We start from the raw sequence: 16895 nt of genomic DNA, 5'->3' as shown, positions 1-16895 counted from the left end.
CACGGTGACGGACGACATGGCCGCGCCGGGCCGGGTGCGGCCACTATGTGTGGATGCACCCCCTTGAGACGGACCGCCCCGAGAGCGGTCCCACCCTGGCGCAGCTCCTTGCGCTGATCGCCGCCGGGACGCTCGACGTCGTCGTGGCACCGCACGGCACCGGTGTGCACGTCTGTGACGTGGTGCTGCACGACCCGGGCGAGGAGCGGGACGAGGAGACGTGGGCGGCCACCGGCATGGTCCTGCTGGCCGTCGGCGTGGAGGTCGCCTCGTCCGAGGCGGTCGACGTGCTGCGCGCCGCGGACCGTGCCGGGGCGGCGGCCGTCGTGATGCGGCGCGGCAGCCGGGGGCCCCGGGCGGCTCTGCTGGAGGCGGCGGAGCAAGGCCGTACGGCCTTGCTGACGCGGCGGCCGGAGCAGGGCTGGACCGAGGTGCTCGGCCGGTTGCGGACGGCGTTGGTGCACAGCGCTCCGGACCGGTCCGCGGGCACGGCCGGGGTGGACGGTCTGCGGCTGGGAGACCTGTCGGGCCTGGCCAACACCGTGGCGGACCTCGTCGGCGGCGCGATCACGATCGAGGACCCGCAGTCCCGGGTGCTGGCGTACTCACGCATGGACCACGAGCCCGATCCGATGCGCAGGCTCACCATCCTGGGCCAGGAGGTGCCCCGCTGGCGGGTCACCGAGCTGCGGGAGAGCGGCTTCTTCCAGGCCCTGTGGAACACCGACGACGTGGTGCGGCTTCCCGCCGACGACCGGTACGCCGAGCGGCTGGCCGTCGCGGTGCGGCACGGTTCCGAGGTCCTCGGCTCGATCTGGGCCGCCACGGACGGGCAGCCGCTGGCCGAGGACGCCGTCGCCGCCCTGCGGACGGCCGGCCGCGCCGCGGTCCCGCATCTGTCGCACCACCGCACATGGGGCCGGGCCGCTGCCTTGGCGCGCGAGGGCGCGGTGCACGCGCTCCTGGCGGGCAGCGCGCAGGCCGCGCACGACATCGGGATCGTGCGGGGCCGGCCGTACGCGGTGCTGGTGGCGGAGGCCTACGACGGACCGCAGCCCGCGCCGGGTGACGTCGGGCAGCGGGTGCTGGACGTCCTCGCGCTGCAGGCCGCCGCCTACCGTCCCGGGTGTGTGACCGCGCGGTCGGGCCGGCGGCTGTACGTCCTGGTACCGGCCGCGGACGGCGAGACGGACCCCGCCCGCACCCTGCTGGCGACGGCCCGCGGGCTGCCGCGCGGCGCGGTCTTCGCCGGCGCCGGGCCCGCGGTCCCGGATCTGGCGGAGCTGCCCGCCTCCCGCGACGCGGCGGAGCTGGTGGTACGGGTGCTGAGGGAGCGGGCCGCACGCCTGCCGGCCGGCGAGGCCGGGCCTGCGGTGGCCTCGTACGCGGAGGTGGCGGCCGAGGCGGTGGTGCTGCGGCTGCTGGACCGGGTGGAGCCGCTGTGGGGCGAGATGGCGGGGCCGGTGCACGCGATGAGCGCGCACGACCGGGCGCACGGCTCGCGGTACGGCGAATCGGTCGCCGCGTACCTCGACACCTTCGGCGACACGGCCGCGGCCGCGCGGCGCCTCAACGTGCACCCCAACACCCTGCGGTACCGGCTGCGCCGGGCCAGGGAGCTGTTCGGCGTCGACCTGGCCGATCCGGCCGTACGGCTCCTGGCGGACGTGGGGCTGCGCCTGGACGGGCGTACCGGGTGAGGCGGTTCCGGGGACAGCTCTCCCGTGCATGATCATTTAGTTGTCGTATACGACACACCAGCCGGGCAGGCGTGGTCGTGACCGACGAAGACATGCCGGGCTCCGCACACCGAAGCTGGGCACAACGGCCCGCGGCTGGACGAGCGCGGCGCACGAGTGACCCATCACGGCATCACTGAGGAGTTGGTTCAGGTGACATCCGGTTCGGCCCATCGGCGCAAGACCGCCCGCGAGGCGGCGCTGGCCCGTGCCGTCGAGGACGGCCTGCTCGGCCCCGGCGCGCCCCTGGTCGGCCTCCTCGACGTCGACGGGGTGCTGGCCGCGGTGGACGCGCTGGACGAGGCGTTCGAGGGACCGGCCACGGTCCAGCACACCTTCGCGGCCAAGGCCTGCGGACTGGTGCCGGTCCTGCGGCTGCTCGCCGAGGCCGGCATGGGCTGCGAGGTCGCCTCGCCCGGCGAGCTGGAGCAGGCCCTCGCCGCCGGCTTCACCCCCGACCGGCTGGTCTTCGACAGCCCCGCGAAGACGGTCGAGGAGCTGGAGTTCGCGCTGGAGCACGGCATCGCGATCAACCTGGACAACTTCCAGGAACTGGAGCGCGTCGACCGCCTGCTGGCCGGCCGCGAGCCCTCCGGTCCCATCGGGCTGCGGGTGAACCCCCAGGTCGGCGCCGGCGCCATCGGGGCGATGAGCACCGCCACCGCGACTTCCAAGTTCGGCGTCGCGCTGCGTGACCCGGGCGCCGTGGACGCGGTGATCGAGGCCTTCACCCGGCGCCCCTGGCTCAACCGCCTGCACGCACACGTCGGCTCCCAGGGCTGCCCGCTGCCGCTCATCGCCCAGGGCGTCAGCGCCGCCTACGACCTCGCGGAGCGGATCAACGGCCTGCTGGGGCACGCACAGATCACCGGCCTGGACATCGGCGGCGGCCTGCCCGTCAACTTCGACACCGAGGACGACCGCCCCACCTACTCCGACTACGTCGCCGAGCTGCACAGCGCCGCTCCCGGACTCTTCGACGGCCGCTACACCCTCGTCACCGAGTTCGGCCGCTCGCTGCTGGCCAAGAGCGGCACCATCGGCTCGCTCGTCGAGTACACCAAGTCGGCCGGCGGCCGGCGGATCGCCGTCACCCACGCCGGCGCCCAGGTGGCCACCCGCACCGTGTTCATGCCGGACGCCTGGCCCCTGCGCGTCGGCGTGTACGACGCCGCGGGCCGCCCCAAGGACGGCCCGCTCCACGTCGTGGACATCGCCGGGCCGTGCTGCTTCGCCGGGGACCTGACCGCCACCGCCCGCGAACTCCCGGCGATCGAGCCCGGTGACGTGGTGGCGCTGTACGACACCGGCGCGTACTACTTCTCCTCGCACTTCTCGTACAACTCCCTGCCCAGGCCCGCCGTGTACGGCTACCGCACGGACCGGGCCGGACAGGTCCGCCTCGCCCTGGTCCGCGAGGCCCAGAGCATCCGCGAAGTCGTCGAGGAGAGCGGCCTCCGCCACACGGACGCCCTCGTGGCGCTGTGCGCGGACGGAGCGGAGCAGGAGACGGCGGGGTGAAGCGCGTCCTCATATCCGCGGACATGGAAGGGGCGACGGGCACCGTTTCCCCGGCGGACGTCACCACGGGGACACCGCGCTACGAACGTTTCCGCCGGCTGCTCACCCAGGACGTCAACGCGGCCGTCGCCGGGTTCGCCGACGCCGGAGCGGACGAGATCGTCGTCAATGACGCCCACTGCGGCATGGACAACGTCCTCATCGAGGACCTCGACCCCCGCGCCGTCCTGATCGTCGGCCGGCACAAGCCGCTCGGGATGCTGGAAGGACTGGAGGAGGGCATCGACGCCGTCGCGTTCGTCGGCTACCACACCGGCGCCGGCGAACAGGGCGTCCTGGCTCACACCTACCTCTCGCACAGCATCCTCGGCGTCCGCATCGACGGCGAGCCCGTCGGCGAGGGCGGGTTCAACGCCCTGGTCGCCGCCGAGGCGGGCGTCCCGGTCGTCCTCGTCACCGGCGACGACGTGACCTGCCGCGAAGCCGCCACGTACGCCCCCGGCTGCCGGACCGTCACCGTGAAGAGGGCGATCTCCCGGCACGCGGCCGTCTGCCGCACCCCGGCCGTCACCACGGCGGACATCCGCCGCGAAGCCGCGGCAGCACTCTCGGCGCCACCGCCACGGCCCGCCCCGCGCCCCGCACCGCACGTGGTGGAGGTCGACGTGGACAGCCCACACCTCGCGGACCGCGCGAGCGCACTGTCCGGAGTCGAACTCTCCGGCCCACGGACCGTCCGCATCCAGACCCCCGACGCCGTGACGGCGCTGCGCCGCTTCCGGTCGCTCAGCTGGGTGATCGGCGGCGGCCGCGAGGGCGACTGGACCTGACACCACCGCGGCCCGGCGGCCCGGGCCCGCCCCCGCCGGCGCTTCCCGACGGCGCGCCCGCACCCGCCCGAGGGGTTTCCCCGCCCCCTTGTACGACGTTGCCCCTGACTGGAGCTGCCATGACTTCCTCCGTACCCCAGAAAGAACCGCAGAGCCCGCAACCGGAGCTCAGCCGCTCCCTGCGCAACCGCCACATGTCGATGATCGCGATCGGCGGCGCGATCGGCGCCGGACTGTTCGTCGGCAGCGGCTCGGTGATCAAGACCGCGGGCCCCGCCGCGATCGTGTCCTACTGCCTGGCCGGCGCGCTCGTGCTGTGCACCATGCGGATGCTCGGCGAGATGGTCGTGGCGAAGCCGTCCTCGGGCTCCTTCGCCGACTACGCCCGCACCGCCATCGGGCCGTGGGCGGGGTTCACCATCGGATGGCTGTACTGGTACTACTACGTCATCATCGTGGCCGTGGAGGCCGTCGCGGGCGCGGCGATCCTGCACGCGTGGCTCGATCTGCCGCTCTGGGTGCTGGCCATGGGCCTGATGGTCGTGATGACCGCGACCAACCTGCTCTCCGTGAAATCGTTCGGTGAGTTCGAGTTCTGGTTCTCCTCCGTCAAGGTCGCCGCGATCGTGGCCTTCCTGATCGTCGGCGGTCTCTACGTCTTCGGCGGCTGGCCCGACTCGTCCTTCGACTTCTCCAACCTGACCGCGCACGGCGGCTTCACGCCCAACGGATTCACCGCGATCTTCTCCGCGATCGTCGTGGTCATCTTCGCGTTCGGCGGAGCGGAGATCGTCACCATCGCCGCCGCCGAGAGCAAGGAACCCGAGCGTTCGGTGGCCCGCGCCACCACCGGGATCATCTGGCGGATCATCCTCTTCTACGTCGGCTCCATCGTCCTGGTGGTCACCATCGTGCCGTGGGACAGCGCCCAGGTCCTGGCCAGTCCGTACGTCGCGGCCTGGAAGATCATCGGGCTGCCGGGCGCGGGTGTCGTGATGGACATCGTGATCCTGACGGCCGTGCTGAGCGTGCTCAACTCCTCGGTGTACGTCTCCTCGCGGATGCTGCGGGCGCTGGCCACCCACGGCGACGCCCCCACCTGGCTGGTGGCGACGAACAAGCGACAGGTCCCGGCCCGCGCGATCCTCGCCGGAACCGTGGTCGGCTGGATCTCGGTGCTGCTGGCCTATCTGTCCCCGGACACCGTCTTCACCTACCTGGTGAACTCCTCCGGCGCGATCGCCATCTTCATGTACCTCATGATCGGCGCTTCCCAGTTGCGCATGCGGCGCCGGCTGGAGCGCGAGGCGCCCGAGCGGCTGACCCTGCGGATGTGGCTCTTCCCGTACCTCACCTGGGCGGTGATGGCCGGCTTCGCGGCGGTGCTGGTGGCCATGGCGGTCATCGCCGACCAGCGCACGCAGCTGCTGACGAGCCTCGGCAGTCTGGCCTTCGTCCTCGTCGCGTACACGGTGCGCAAGGCGCGCGGCCGGAGCCCGGAGCCCGCCGGGCCGGCCGCCGCGGGCGACCGGGAGCCGAACGCGGTGTCCGACCGCTGACCTGCCGGAACGACGAACCGCCCGCCCCTGCGTACGAGGGGCGGGCGGTTCACCGTGGAGACCGTGACCGGATTCGAACCGGTGTAACTCGAGTTGCAGTCGAGCCCCTGAGCCTCTCGGGCACACGGTCGGGCGTTGGCGACATCCCGACGGTAGGCCCGGCCCGGTACGGCGTACAAGAGCGCGTGCCGCCGTGCAACGCGACTGCCATGCGCCGTTCACGATCGCCGCCGTTCCACGCGCTCCGGTCCTACGACCAACGGACGAGAACGGGAGCGACACACGACAGGTCCCATGCCGGATTTCGCCCCTTACTCTTGGGTTCATGACCGCCCTGGAACCGCGTGACGCCGATGTCTCGCCCCGCACCGAAGTCACCGACGACCTGCCGGGGACAGCGGTCGCCACGGCGCCGGAAGGCGTCCTCGGACGGACCTACCGGGCGCTCAGCATCGGCATCGTCTCCGTCGTCTTCCTGATCGCCTTCGAGGCGACCGCGGTCGGGACCGCGATGCCGGTCGCCGCCCGTGAACTGCACGGCATCCCGCTGTACGCGTTCGCGTTCTCGGCGTACTTCACCACCAGCCTCTTCGCCATGGTGCTGTCCGGCCAGTGGGCCGACCGGCGCGGGCCGCTCGCACCGCTCGCCGCGGGGATCAGCGCCTTCGGGGCGGGGCTGCTGCTGTCCGGGACCGCGGGCACCATGTGGATGTTCATCGCGGGCCGGGCCGTGCAGGGGCTCGGCGGCGGGCTGGTGATCGTCGCGCTGTACGTGGTGATCAGCCGGGCCTACCCGGAGCGCCTGCGGCCGTCGATCCTGGCCGCCTTCGCCGCGAGCTGGGTGATCCCGTCCGTGGTGGGGCCGCTGGCCTCCGGAAGCGTGACCGAGCACCTTGGCTGGCGCTGGGTCTTCGTCGGCATCCCGGTCCTGGTGGTCTTCCCGCTGGCGCTCGCGCTGCCCGCGATCCGGCGGACCGCGTCGGGTCCGGCGGACCCGACGGCGCCCGTGGAGCCGTACGACCGCCGGCGCATCGCGCTCGCGCTGGGCATCTCGCTGGGCGCCGGTCTGCTCCAGTACGCCGGGCAGGAGCGGAACTGGTTCTCCCTGCTGCCGGCCGCCGCCGGGGTCGCCCTGCTCGTCCCGGCGATCCGCGGCCTGCTGCCCCCGGGCACCGGCCGCGCCGCCCGCGGACTGCCCGCGGTGGTGCTGCTGCGCGGGGTGGCGGCCGGGTCGTTCATCGCCGCCGAGTCGTTCGTCCCGCTGATGCTGGTCACCCAGCGCGGGATGTCCCCGACGATGGCCGGACTCTCCCTCGCCGCAGGCGGCGGTACGTGGGCGCTCGGCTCCTACGTGCAGTCCCGGCCCCGCATGGAACCGCACCGCGACCGGCTGATGGTGGGCAGCATGGTGCTGGTCGCCGCGGCGATAGCGGCGGCGCCCGCCGTGCTGATCGACGGAGTGCCGGTCTGGACGGTCGCCGTGGCCTGGGCCTTCGGCTGCTTCGGCATGGGCATGGTGATCGCGTCGACGAGCGTGCTGCTGCTGAAGCTGTCCGCGCCGGAGGAGGCGGGCGCGAACTCCGCGGCCCTGCAGATCTCCGACGGCCTCTCCAACGTCCTGCTGCTGGCCGCGGGTGGCGCGGCGTTCGCGGCGCTGGGCGGGGGAGCGGTGGGCGCGGTGCACGAGGCGGTGGAGGCGGGCGCGTCCGGCTCGCACCCGGGGGCGTTCGCGGTGGTGTTCCTGCCGATGGCGGGGGTGGCGCTGGTGGGGGCCTGGGTGGCCGGACGGGTGCGCACTTCTTAGGTGGTACCGGTTTGGCCCCACGCGGTGGTACCGTTCTGGTATGGCCATGAACCTGCGTCTTCGCGACGACCAGACCGAAGCCCTCAAGCGGCGTGCCGAGCAGGAGGGCACGAGCATGCACGCCCTGCTGCTCCAGGCCGTGGACGACTATCTGGCCCGGACCGCTCAGCAGGCCATCGTCCGTCAGACGGCGAAGGAGCAGGCGGCCAAGTGGAGCGAGCTCATGGAGCGGCTCAAGTGAGCTGCGTCTACCTGGCGGCCGAGGACACTCTCGTCATCGCCGAGCACGCCTGCCCGGACATGCGGATCGTGCTCCGCGACGCCGGGCTCCTGGAGTCGGCCGCGCACAGGCCGTCCGCGGCCATGTTCGGTGAGGAGGCGTACCCGGACATCATCGACAAGGCGGCCGCGCTCCTGCAGTCCCTGGCGATCAACCACCCGCTCTTCGACGGGAACAAGCGCACCGCCTGGCTGTCGTGCGTGACCTTCCTGGCGATGAACGGCGTCGACCTCCTCCCTGACATCGACGCGGCGGAACGCCTGGTCATCGCCGTTGCCACGGGTGACATGGACGAGGTGAAGGCCATCTCCCAGGGGCTGCGCGAACTGGTCGTCGAGGCGGTGTGAGAGCTGTCGCAATTACGTGCGGGGCGGTGCAGTCCGAGGCGGATCGCACCCCGCCCCCCGGTAAGGTGGCCCGGTTGTCGTATCGCGTACGGGCCCGTCCCGGTCCATGCGGACAGCACCACACGTACCCGAGAGACCCGAACCGGAGACCGTGACTACTACCGCCTCCCACCACCTCTCACCCGCCTTTCCCGGCCGCGCCCCCTGGGGCACGGCCGGCAAGCTGCGAGCCTGGCAGCAGGGCGCCCTCGAGAGGTACATCCAGGAGCAGCCGCGCGACTTCCTCGCCGTCGCGACCCCCGGCGCCGGCAAGACCACCTTCGCGCTGACCCTCGCCTCATGGCTGCTCCACCACCACGTCGTGCAGCAGATCACCGTCGTCGCGCCCACCGAGCACCTGAAGAAGCAGTGGGCGGAGGCGGCCGCCCGGATAGGGATCAAGCTCGACCCCGAGTACAGCGCGGGCCCCGTGAGCAAGGAGTACCACGGGGTCGCCGTCACGTACGCGGGCGTCGGAGTCCGCCCGATGCTGCACCGCAACCGGTGCGAGCAGCGCAAGACCCTGGTGATCCTCGACGAGATCCACCACGCCGGTGACTCGAAGTCGTGGGGCGAGGCCTGCCAGGAGGCGTTCGACCCGGCGACCCGTCGGCTCGCCCTCACCGGCACGCCGTTCCGTTCCGACACCAACCCGATCCCGTTCGTCGCGTACGAGGAGGGCAACGACGGGATCAGGCGTTCCTCGGCCGACTACACCTACGGCTACGGCAACGCGCTCGCCGACGGCGTCGTCCGCCCGGTCATCTTCCTCAGCTACAGCGGCAACATGCGCTGGCGCACCAAGGCCGGGGACGAGATCGCCGCCCGGCTCGGCGAGCCGATGACCAAGGACGCCATCGGGCAGGCCTGGCGCACCGCGCTCTCGCCCACCGGCGACTGGATCCCCAACGTCCTCAGCGCCGCCGACAAGCGGCTCACCGAGGTCCGCAAGGGCATCCCGGACGCGGGCGGGCTCGTCATCGCCACCGACCAGGAGTCGGCCCGCGAATACGCCAAGATCCTGAAGAAGGTCACCGGCGAGAAGCCCACCGTCGTCCTCTCCGACGAGAAGGCCGCGTCGAAGAAGATCGACACGTTCACCGAGGACGGATCGCGCTGGATGGTCGCCGTCCGCATGGTGTCGGAGGGCGTCGACGTGCCGCGCCTGGCCGTCGGCGTGTACGCCACCACCATCTCGACGCCCCTCTTCTTCGCCCAGGCCGTCGGCCGCTTCGTGCGCTCCCGCAGACGCGGCGAGACCGCCTCCGTCTTCGTACCGACGATCCCGATGCTCCTCGACTTCGCCAACGAGATGGAGGTCGAACGGGACCACGTCCTCGACAAGCCCAAGAAGGGCAGCGACGAGGAGAACCCGTTCGCCGAGGAGGACAAGCTCCTCTCGGACGCCGAGAAGCTGGAGGACGAGGAGACCGAGGAGCAGCTGCCCTTCGAGGCGCTGGAGTCCGACGCGGTCTTCGACCGGGTGCTGTACGACGGCGCCGAGTTCGGCATGCAGGCGCACCCGGGCAGCGAGGAGGAGCAGGACTACCTCGGCATTCCCGGGCTCCTCGAACCCGACCAGGTGCAGCTGCTGCTCCAGAAGCGCCAGACCAGGCAGATCGCGCACAGCCGGCAGAAACCGGCCGCGGAGGCCGACCTGCTGGAGAAGCCGGCCGAGGACCGGCCGGTGGTCACGCACAAGCAGCTGCTGGGGCTGCGCAAGCAGCTGAACACCATGGTGTCCGCCTACACGCACCAGAGCGGCAAGCCGCACGGGGTCATCCACACCGAGCTGCGCCGGGTGTGCGGCGGGCCGCCGAGCGCGGAGGCCACGGCGGGACAGATCGAGCAGCGGATCAAGAAGGTCCAGGAGTGGGCCACCCGCATGACGTGAGCCGGCCGGGCACGCCGACACACCGGCCCGGGGCGGGGAACAGCGGTTCCCGCCCCGGGCCGGCGTCATGCCGGGGCCGCTACCAGACGAACGGAGCGGACAGGGCTGACGTCGCCACACACGGCACGGTGGCGGACGTCGGGGACGAGGCCACGATCTGCAGTGACCAGTTGGTGGAGCTCGGGGGCGTGGGCAGCACCACGGTGTTGGTGCTGTCCCCGGCCGCGAGGGTTCCGGAGCTGAGCTTCAGCGGCCCGAGGGTGATCGGGTTCCCGCCGCTCATACCGGGGTTGAGCTTCGCGGAGAACTGGACCTGACTGGTGACGCCGCCCGAGGTCTTGGACATCTTGAGCGTCGTCGTGATGCTGTTCGGGTCGGCACTCGTACCCGCCGGCATCGTGATCGCCGTGGACGTGACCTTGATGGTCTTGGACGTGCCGCTGTCGGCGGCGGTCAGGGTGGCGAGACCGCTGCCCCACGAACCGCAGTTGAAGGTGGCCGTCGCGGTGAGCGGGACCACCGCCGACGCGGTCGGGGACGACAGGGCGAGCAGGGCGCCGGCCGAACACGCCGCCGCCAGGACCAGCGGCAGGCGTCTTCGGGGCGATGTGCGGGTGGAAGAGATCGACATGACGGGTGGAACTCCTTCCGGTTGCATTCCGTGGATCCGCCGTCTCGCTGCACTCGGTACATTCGCTGTACGTGCGGATCTGGGTGCCGGGCCCGGCATGTCGGCAGCAGTGAAACGGTGATCTTCGAAGAAGTCAACAGGTATGTGAGGAACGTCTTCCAAAATCCCTTTGGGGCATTTCCGAAAGGATCAAACGGCTCTCTCTTGACTTCTCTGCACGTGACCTCCTCAATGTGCGCAATCAATGGTCCATGAAAGGGTGTCAGGTGATCCGACGACGAAGACCCGGTGTGACCGGTCTGCTCGCGGCCTGCTTCGTACTGTCACTGGGCTGCGTCGGGGCGACGGCCGCACCGTCCCCACCGGCCGTTCCGGCTGCCGCCGCCGCGGCCGGCACGGTGACCCCGAACGTGCACTGCGTCCTGCCCGCGGGCCAGGGTGAGGCGACCGGGCCGCAGGACATGACCGTCGAGCTGTCGCCGGCCGTCGTCGAACCGGGCGGCAAGGTGCACGCGAAGGTGACACTGGGCCCGTCCCCGGCCACCAGCGGCCTCGCCCTCGACGACGTGCCGACCATCCCCAGCCTCGACCTCGCGATGACGGGCGGGGCCACCGGGACCGTCACCGTGCGGGGCGCCGAGCTCGTCATGGACATTCCGGCCGGAGTGCCCATCGAGATCCCGGCGTACGAAGGCGACTTCCTGGTTCCCGCGGACGCCTCGGGCGAGATCTCGTTCGCCCCGGTCCGTACGCTGACGCAGACCAAGGTGCTCGGCTCGGTCTTCGAGACGCCCTGCGACGTCGTTGGCGGCGGCGGATCCGTCGGCACGGTCACCGCGGAGGGCTCCGCATCGGAACCCGCCACCCTGACCGCCCCCGCGGACCCGGTGCGCCCGCACACCGAGGTGGCACTGCGCGGTTCGGGCTGGACCCCGGACGCCTCTCCCGTGCCGTCGCTGTGCGCGGTGGGCGGTGGGGGCTGCGACCCGCTGAAGTTCGTCGCCCACACCCTCAGGATCGACTCCTACGGCACGCTCACCGGCACCGCGACCCTCGGTGAGGCCGGAGCGGTGCCCGACGGCAGCTACGCGGTGAAGGTCAACGACGGGACGAAGGAGGCCACCGCGCCCCTCACCGTCCAGGCCGTCGCGGCCGGCAACCGGGAGATCGAACTGTCGGCGGACAGCGGCCCGGTCGGCAGCGTGATCACTGTCAGCGGCCGGAACTACAACCCGGACCGCTGGATCAACGTCATCGGCCTCGACGCCGCGGGCAGCACGCTCGACGACAGCGCGGTCTACGTCAAGAGCGGCACGGACGGCACCTTCGCCGTCGAGTTCACCGTGATCTCCGATGCCGTCGCCGCCGTCCAGGCCGACGAGGGCAACGACCCGGCGACCGTACGCACCGCCCCGTTCACCGTCACCACCGGTGGCGGCGGGGACGGCAGCACGGCCGAGCAGCAACTGTCCACCCAGGTCAGGGCGGGAACGCTGTCCATGACCCAGGACGGTGACACCGTCGACTTCGGGACGACGATCCTGGGCGCGGACAGCGGTGTGCAGCGGGCCCACCTCAACCGGGTGGAGGTGCAGGACGCCCGCGGCGTGAACAGCGGCTGGTCCCTGACCGCCACCCTCACCGCCTTCACGAGCGCCGACGGGAACACCATCCCGGCCGGAGCGGTGCGGTGGGCACCGGCCTGCACGGCACAGGACGGGAGCGTGGGGGCGCCGGTCGCCGGATCGCCCACCGTGCTCGGGAGCGAGGCGGCGAGCCTCTGCCGGATGAATCCGGACGGATCACGTCCGTTCACCGGCGGGAAGTTCGACGCCGAGGCGGGACTCGCCCTCACGGTTCCCGAATTCACCCGGCCCGGAGATTACAGCGCCACCCTCACGCTGACCCTGCTGTAAAGGATCGCGAGAGAAAGCACCGAGGACGCCCGTCTGTTCCGTACGGCAATGGAGCAGGCGGGCGTCATCCATTTCGCATTCGGATCATTCACATTCCGTTTCCTTTGGAGGAGCCGCATGTTCGCGCATCGCAGACCCACCGGAAGGCGGGGCAGTTCGGCATGGCGTCGTGCCGTCGCCCTCGGCGCCGGAGCCGTACTCGCCTGGACCGGCGGGGCCATCGCGCTCGCACCCCTCGCCCACGCCGGCACCATCACCCCGACCGTCCACTGCACCCTGCCCGCCGGACAGGGCGAGGCGACCGGGCCCCAGCAGTTCACCATCGAGCTGACCCCCGACGTCGTCGACCCGGGCGGCAAGGTGCACGCCAAGGTGACGCTCGGCCCGTCGCCCGCCACCAGCGGACTCAGCCTCAACGACGTGCCCACCACCCCGAGCGTCGACCTCGCCATGTCCGGCGGCGCCACGGGTACGGTCACCGTCACCGGGCCCGAGGTCGCCCTCGACGTCCCGTCCGGGCAGCCGATCGAGATCCCGCCGTACGAGGGGGACTTCCTCATCCCCGCCAACGCGAGCGGCCCGATCACCTTCACCCCGCTGCGCAACATCACCCGCACGAAGGTGCTCGGCTCCAACTACACGACCACCTGCCAGGTCACCGCGGGCGGCGGCTCCATCGGCACCGTGACGGCCGAGGGCAGCGCCGGCCAGCCCGCCACCCTCATCGCCCCCACCACGGCGGTCAGGCCGTCCACCGCGGTCGCCCTGTCGGGCAGCCGCTGGACCGCGGGCGCGACCCCCGTGCCCTCGCTCTGCGCGGCGGACGGCGGCGGCTGCGACACCGGCAAGTTCGCGAGCAGTTCCCTCGCGATCAACGGCTCCGGGCAGCTGACCGGCAGCGCCGTGCTCGCCGCGGCCGGGACGGTGCCGGACGGCTCGTACCTCGTGAAGGTCGGCGACGGTACGAAGGAGGCGACCGCGCCCCTGACCGTGCAGGCCTTCGTCCCCGACGGCCCCCGGGCGATCGCCCTGTCCCGCGGCAGCGGACCCGTCGGCAGCGTCATCACCGTCACCGGCAGCGACTACTACCAGGACCGGTGGATCAACACCGTCGGCCTCGACGCCGGCGGAGCGACCCTCGACGAGACCGCCGTCTATGTGAAGAGCCGCCCCGACGGCACGTTCTCCGTCGACTTCACCGTCTCGGACCCGGCGATCGCCTCGATCCAGGTCGACGAGGCCAACGACCCGGCGACCCTGCTGACCACACCGTTCACCGTCACCGAGGCCACCGCGACACTCTCCGCGGGCACGGCCAAGGTCAAGCCGGGCGGCTCGATCGCCGTCTCCGGTGGCGGCTGGCCCTCCGGCGTCACCCCCGCCGCCGCCCTGTGCGCCGCCGACGGCACCGGCTGCAACGCCGCCGGCATCAGCGGCTCCACCCTGCGGATCGCCGCCGACGGCACCCTCTCCGGTACGGTCACCGCCGCCGGATCCACCGCCCGCGGCGTCTACGCGCTCCAGGTCACCGCAGGCGGACAACAGGCTCTCACCCAGCTGACCGTCTCCCCGACCTACATCGTCCTCACTCCGGCGTCCGGACCGAGGGGCACCGCGGTCACCGTGCTCGGCCAGGGCTTCGCGAAGGTGGCGACCGTCTCCATCACCGGGCTGCGCGCGGACGGTTCGAAGACCTCGGACTCCGTACGCACCAAGGTGGTCGGCCTCGACGGCGCGTTCTCGCAGACCTTCACCGTCAACGCGGGCGACACCGTCGCGATCCGGGTCCGCGAGGTCCTCGTCAACCCGCGCACGGAGACAGCCGCCTTCACCGTCCAGGACGGCACCGCCCCGGCCGGGGCCTCCTTCGCGCTCTCGCCGCCCGAGGGCCCGCCCGGCACGGTGGTCCAGGTGACCGGCCGGGGCTTCGCGCCCGTCGCCACGGTCTCCGTCACCGGACGCACCGCCGACGGCAAGCAGACCGCCGACTCCTACGTCACCCGGGTCATCGGACTCGACGGCACCTTCGCCCTCAACTTCACCGTCCGGGACCCGGCGACGAAGGCGATCAGGGCCTGCGAGGTGCTGGTGAACGGAAAAACCGTGCAGCAATTGTTCACGGTGAGTTAACGCCGGTTCACCTCCGGTGTACGGAGCGTCGCGAGGGAGTCGGCCGACATGGACGCGCGTAGATCCGCGTCGTTCGGCCGACGCCCCGCTGACCGGCGGTTATGTGATTCCGCCGCCGTCGCGTCTTCTCGGGCGCCCGGATTCTGGACGAGGTCTTCCGCTGAGCGGACTGGCTCGCTACTGTCCCAAAAATGTGAACGCCCCGTGGCAGTGCCGCCGCGGAGCGCAGCCGGTGCCTTGGCCAGGCCGGCGGCCTCTCCGTGCGTCGCCGCTGGGACCGGTGGCGCACACCCCGTGGGAACAGCCGCCGCCGCTCACCGAAGAGGAGAGGGCGTCGTGACCGCGGAGACCTCCCAGACGCTCGACCGAGGACTGCGTGTCCTCAAACTGCTCGCCGACACCGACCACGGCCTGACGGTCACCGAGTTGTCCAACAAACTCGGCGTGAACCGCACCGTGGTCTACCGTCTGCTGGCCACCCTGGAACAACACACGCTGATACGCCGGGACCTGGGCGGCCGGGCACGTGTCGGGCTGGGCGTGCTGCGCCTGGGCCGCCAGGTCCATCCGCTCGTCCGGGAGGCCGCGCTGCCGGCGCTGCGCTCGCTGGCCGAGGACATCGGGGCCACCGCGCACCTCACCCTGGTCGACGGCACGGACGCGCTCGCCGTCGCGGTCGTCGAACCGACCTGGACGGACTACCACGTGGCCTACCGGGCCGGCTTCCGCCACCCGCTCGACCGGGGTGCCGCGGGCCGCGCGATCCTCGCCGCCCGGGCGAAGCCGGTGGGCGAGACGGCGTTCACGCTCACCCAGGGCGAGCTGGAGGCGGGGGCGAGCGGGGCCGCGGCCGCGCTGATGGGGGTGACCGGGGTCGAGGGCAGCGTCGGCGTGGTGATGCTCGCGGACGCGGTGCCGGAACGGGTGGGACCGCGCGTGGTGGACGCGGCGCGCGAGGTCGCGGACGCGCTTCGCTAGCGCGCGGCGCTTGGGCTGGTGCCCCGGCCTCGGGTACCCCAGCCTCGGGTACCCCGGTCTCGGGTCGGCGCCCCCGGCTTCTGGCGGGTGCCCCGGCCTCGGATCGGAACCCCCGGCTTCTGGCGGGTGCCCCAGCCTCGGTCGGCACCCCCCGGCCTCGGGCCGACACTCAGCCCGTCCGGCGTTTGAGGACGGAACCGGTCACGGCGGGGACCTGCTCCCGGGGAGTGCCCCACCCCGAAGCACCGGTTCCGCCCTCAATCGCCGGGCGGGCTGGAAAGGCGCCCTCAATCGCCGGGCGGGCTGGAAAGGCAAGCGCCGGCCCCGCCCGATGTGCCCGCGGCCGGGCGCACGGCGTGGCCCGTTAGATTGGGTGGGTGTTCACACGCCACTCGCGCCCCCGCACCCTCGCCCTGTGCGCCCTCCCCGTCCTCGCCCTCTTCGGCGTCGCCGCCTTCGCGCCGCTGCCGTTCACGCTGGCGCAGCCGGGTACGACGGCGAACGTGCTCGGCGACGACCAGGGCACCCCCGTGATCAGCATCGAGGGCACTCCGACCCGGCCCACCGAGGGCCAGCTGCGGATGACGACGATCGTGGCCACCGGGCCCACCGCCGATGTCGGGATCGGTGACGTGATCGACAGCTGGTTCCGTACGGACCGGGCGGTCATGCCGCGCGACTCCGTCTACCCCTCGGGCGGCTCCGAGAAGGAGATCGAGAAGCACAACCTCGACGACATGGCCCAGTCGCAGGAGTCCGCGGTCGACGCCGCACTGAACTATCTCGGCAAGAAGCCCGGCTCGGTCGACGTGACCCTGCACCTGGCCGACGTGGGCGGCCCGAGCGCCGGGCTGTTCTTCGCGCTCGGCGTCGTCGACAAGCTCGACGGCGACGGTTCCGGCGGCGATCTCACCGGCGGCCGCACCATCGCCGGTACGGGCACCATCGAGGCGGACGGCGACGTCGGCGCGGTCGGCGGTGTCTCGCTCAAGACGCAGGCGGCACGACGGGACGGGGCGACCGTGTTCCTCGTACCGAAGGCCGAGTGCAAGGAGGCGAAGTCCGAACTGCCGAAGGGGCTCCGGCTCATCCCGGTCACGACCCTGAAGGGCGCGGTGGACTCGCTGCGGGCGCTGGAGCACGGGGGCCGGATCCCGAGCTGCTGATCCGGGCCGTACGGGCGCCGGGTGTCGCGTGCGGGGCGCCGCGTGCGGGTGCCGGGCGCTT

At 72.1% G+C, this 16895-nt stretch carries 13 protein-coding genes and 1 tRNA gene; 12 read left to right on the top strand and 2 right to left on the bottom strand.

Translation table 11 applies throughout. The features are described from left to right. The first annotated feature begins 53 nt into the window (after positions 1-53). The 4 genes from ACIQMX_RS10420 to ACIQMX_RS10405 all read left to right on the top strand — a co-directional run bounded on the left by ACIQMX_RS10420 (position 54) and on the right by ACIQMX_RS10405 (position 5649). Entirely contained in the window at positions 54-1700 is a 1647-nt protein-coding gene (locus tag ACIQMX_RS10420; protein WP_402476344.1) for a PucR family transcriptional regulator, read from the top strand. Between the two features lie 192 nt (positions 1701-1892). Next, the gene (locus ACIQMX_RS10415; RefSeq protein ID WP_363068132.1) at positions 1893-3260 is read left to right on the top strand and encodes a diaminopimelate decarboxylase; all 1368 of its coding nucleotides are present in this window, start codon (positions 1893-1895) and stop codon (positions 3258-3260) included. Further along, positions 3257-4090 carry a M55 family metallopeptidase gene (locus tag ACIQMX_RS10410; protein ID WP_402476341.1) on the top strand — a complete coding sequence of 278 codons (834 nt, stop codon included), beginning with the start codon at positions 3257-3259 and terminating at the stop codon, positions 4088-4090. Before ACIQMX_RS10415 ends, ACIQMX_RS10410 begins: the two co-directional genes overlap by 4 nt. A 119-nt stretch (positions 4091-4209) precedes the next feature. Next, on the top strand, positions 4210-5649 hold the full coding sequence (locus ACIQMX_RS10405) for an amino acid permease (protein ID WP_402476338.1): 1440 nt from the start codon (positions 4210-4212) through the stop codon (positions 5647-5649). 55 nt (positions 5650-5704) lie between these two features. Here ACIQMX_RS10405 and ACIQMX_RS10400 read toward each other — a convergent pair. Beyond that, a tRNA-Cys gene (locus ACIQMX_RS10400) sits at positions 5705-5779 on the bottom strand. Between the two features lie 195 nt (positions 5780-5974). Here ACIQMX_RS10400 and ACIQMX_RS10395 point away from each other — a divergent pair. The 4 genes from ACIQMX_RS10395 (at position 5975) to ACIQMX_RS10380 (ending at position 10013) form a co-directional block, all read left to right on the top strand. After that, positions 5975-7453 (top strand): MFS transporter, encoded by a 1479-nt coding sequence (locus ACIQMX_RS10395; protein WP_363068138.1) that lies wholly within the window; start codon positions 5975-5977, stop codon positions 7451-7453. A gap of 40 nt (positions 7454-7493) precedes the next feature. Further along, on the top strand, positions 7494-7694 hold the full coding sequence (locus ACIQMX_RS10390; RefSeq protein WP_363068140.1) for a ribbon-helix-helix protein, CopG family: 201 nt from the start codon (positions 7494-7496) through the stop codon (positions 7692-7694). Next, a complete protein-coding gene (locus ACIQMX_RS10385; RefSeq protein ID WP_363068142.1) occupies positions 7691-8080 on the top strand; it encodes a type II toxin-antitoxin system death-on-curing family toxin in 390 nt (129 codons plus the stop codon). The genes ACIQMX_RS10390 and ACIQMX_RS10385 overlap by 4 nt, the downstream gene beginning before the upstream one ends. Before the next feature lie 106 nt (positions 8081-8186). After that, on the top strand, positions 8187-10013 hold the full coding sequence (locus ACIQMX_RS10380) for a DEAD/DEAH box helicase (RefSeq protein WP_402476333.1): 1827 nt from the start codon (positions 8187-8189) through the stop codon (positions 10011-10013). A 79-nt stretch (positions 10014-10092) separates the two neighbouring features. Here ACIQMX_RS10380 and ACIQMX_RS10375 read toward each other — a convergent pair whose 3' ends face one another. Next, entirely contained in the window at positions 10093-10644 is a 552-nt protein-coding gene (locus ACIQMX_RS10375; protein WP_363068146.1) for a hypothetical protein, read from the bottom strand. Positions 10645-10934: 290 nt separating this feature from the next. Here ACIQMX_RS10375 and ACIQMX_RS10370 point away from each other — a divergent pair, with 290 nt between their 5' ends. The 4 genes from ACIQMX_RS10370 (at position 10935) to ACIQMX_RS10355 (ending at position 16834) form a co-directional block, all read left to right on the top strand. Continuing rightward, positions 10935-12560: a WxL domain-containing protein gene (locus ACIQMX_RS10370; protein WP_402476330.1), complete on the top strand. Its 1626-nt coding sequence runs from the start codon at positions 10935-10937 to the stop codon at positions 12558-12560. 117 nt (positions 12561-12677) lie between these two features. Next, on the top strand, positions 12678-14690 hold the full coding sequence (locus ACIQMX_RS10365; protein ID WP_402476327.1) for a hypothetical protein: 2013 nt from the start codon (positions 12678-12680) through the stop codon (positions 14688-14690). 336 nt (positions 14691-15026) lie between these two features. After that, entirely contained in the window at positions 15027-15668 is a 642-nt protein-coding gene (locus tag ACIQMX_RS10360; RefSeq protein WP_219571262.1) for an IclR family transcriptional regulator, read from the top strand. A 377-nt stretch (positions 15669-16045) separates the two neighbouring features. Then, positions 16046-16834, top strand: a complete 789-nt coding sequence (locus ACIQMX_RS10355) for a S16 family serine protease (protein WP_363068152.1) — start codon at positions 16046-16048, stop codon at positions 16832-16834. The last annotated feature ends 61 nt before the right edge of the window (positions 16835-16895 follow it).

The organism is Streptomyces sp. NPDC091416 (assembly GCF_044756845.1).
Classification (GTDB): domain Bacteria; phylum Actinomycetota; class Actinomycetes; order Streptomycetales; family Streptomycetaceae; genus Streptomyces.
The sequence above is the reverse complement of the archived record's forward strand: the minus strand, read 5'-3'. Positions and strand labels throughout refer to the sequence as shown.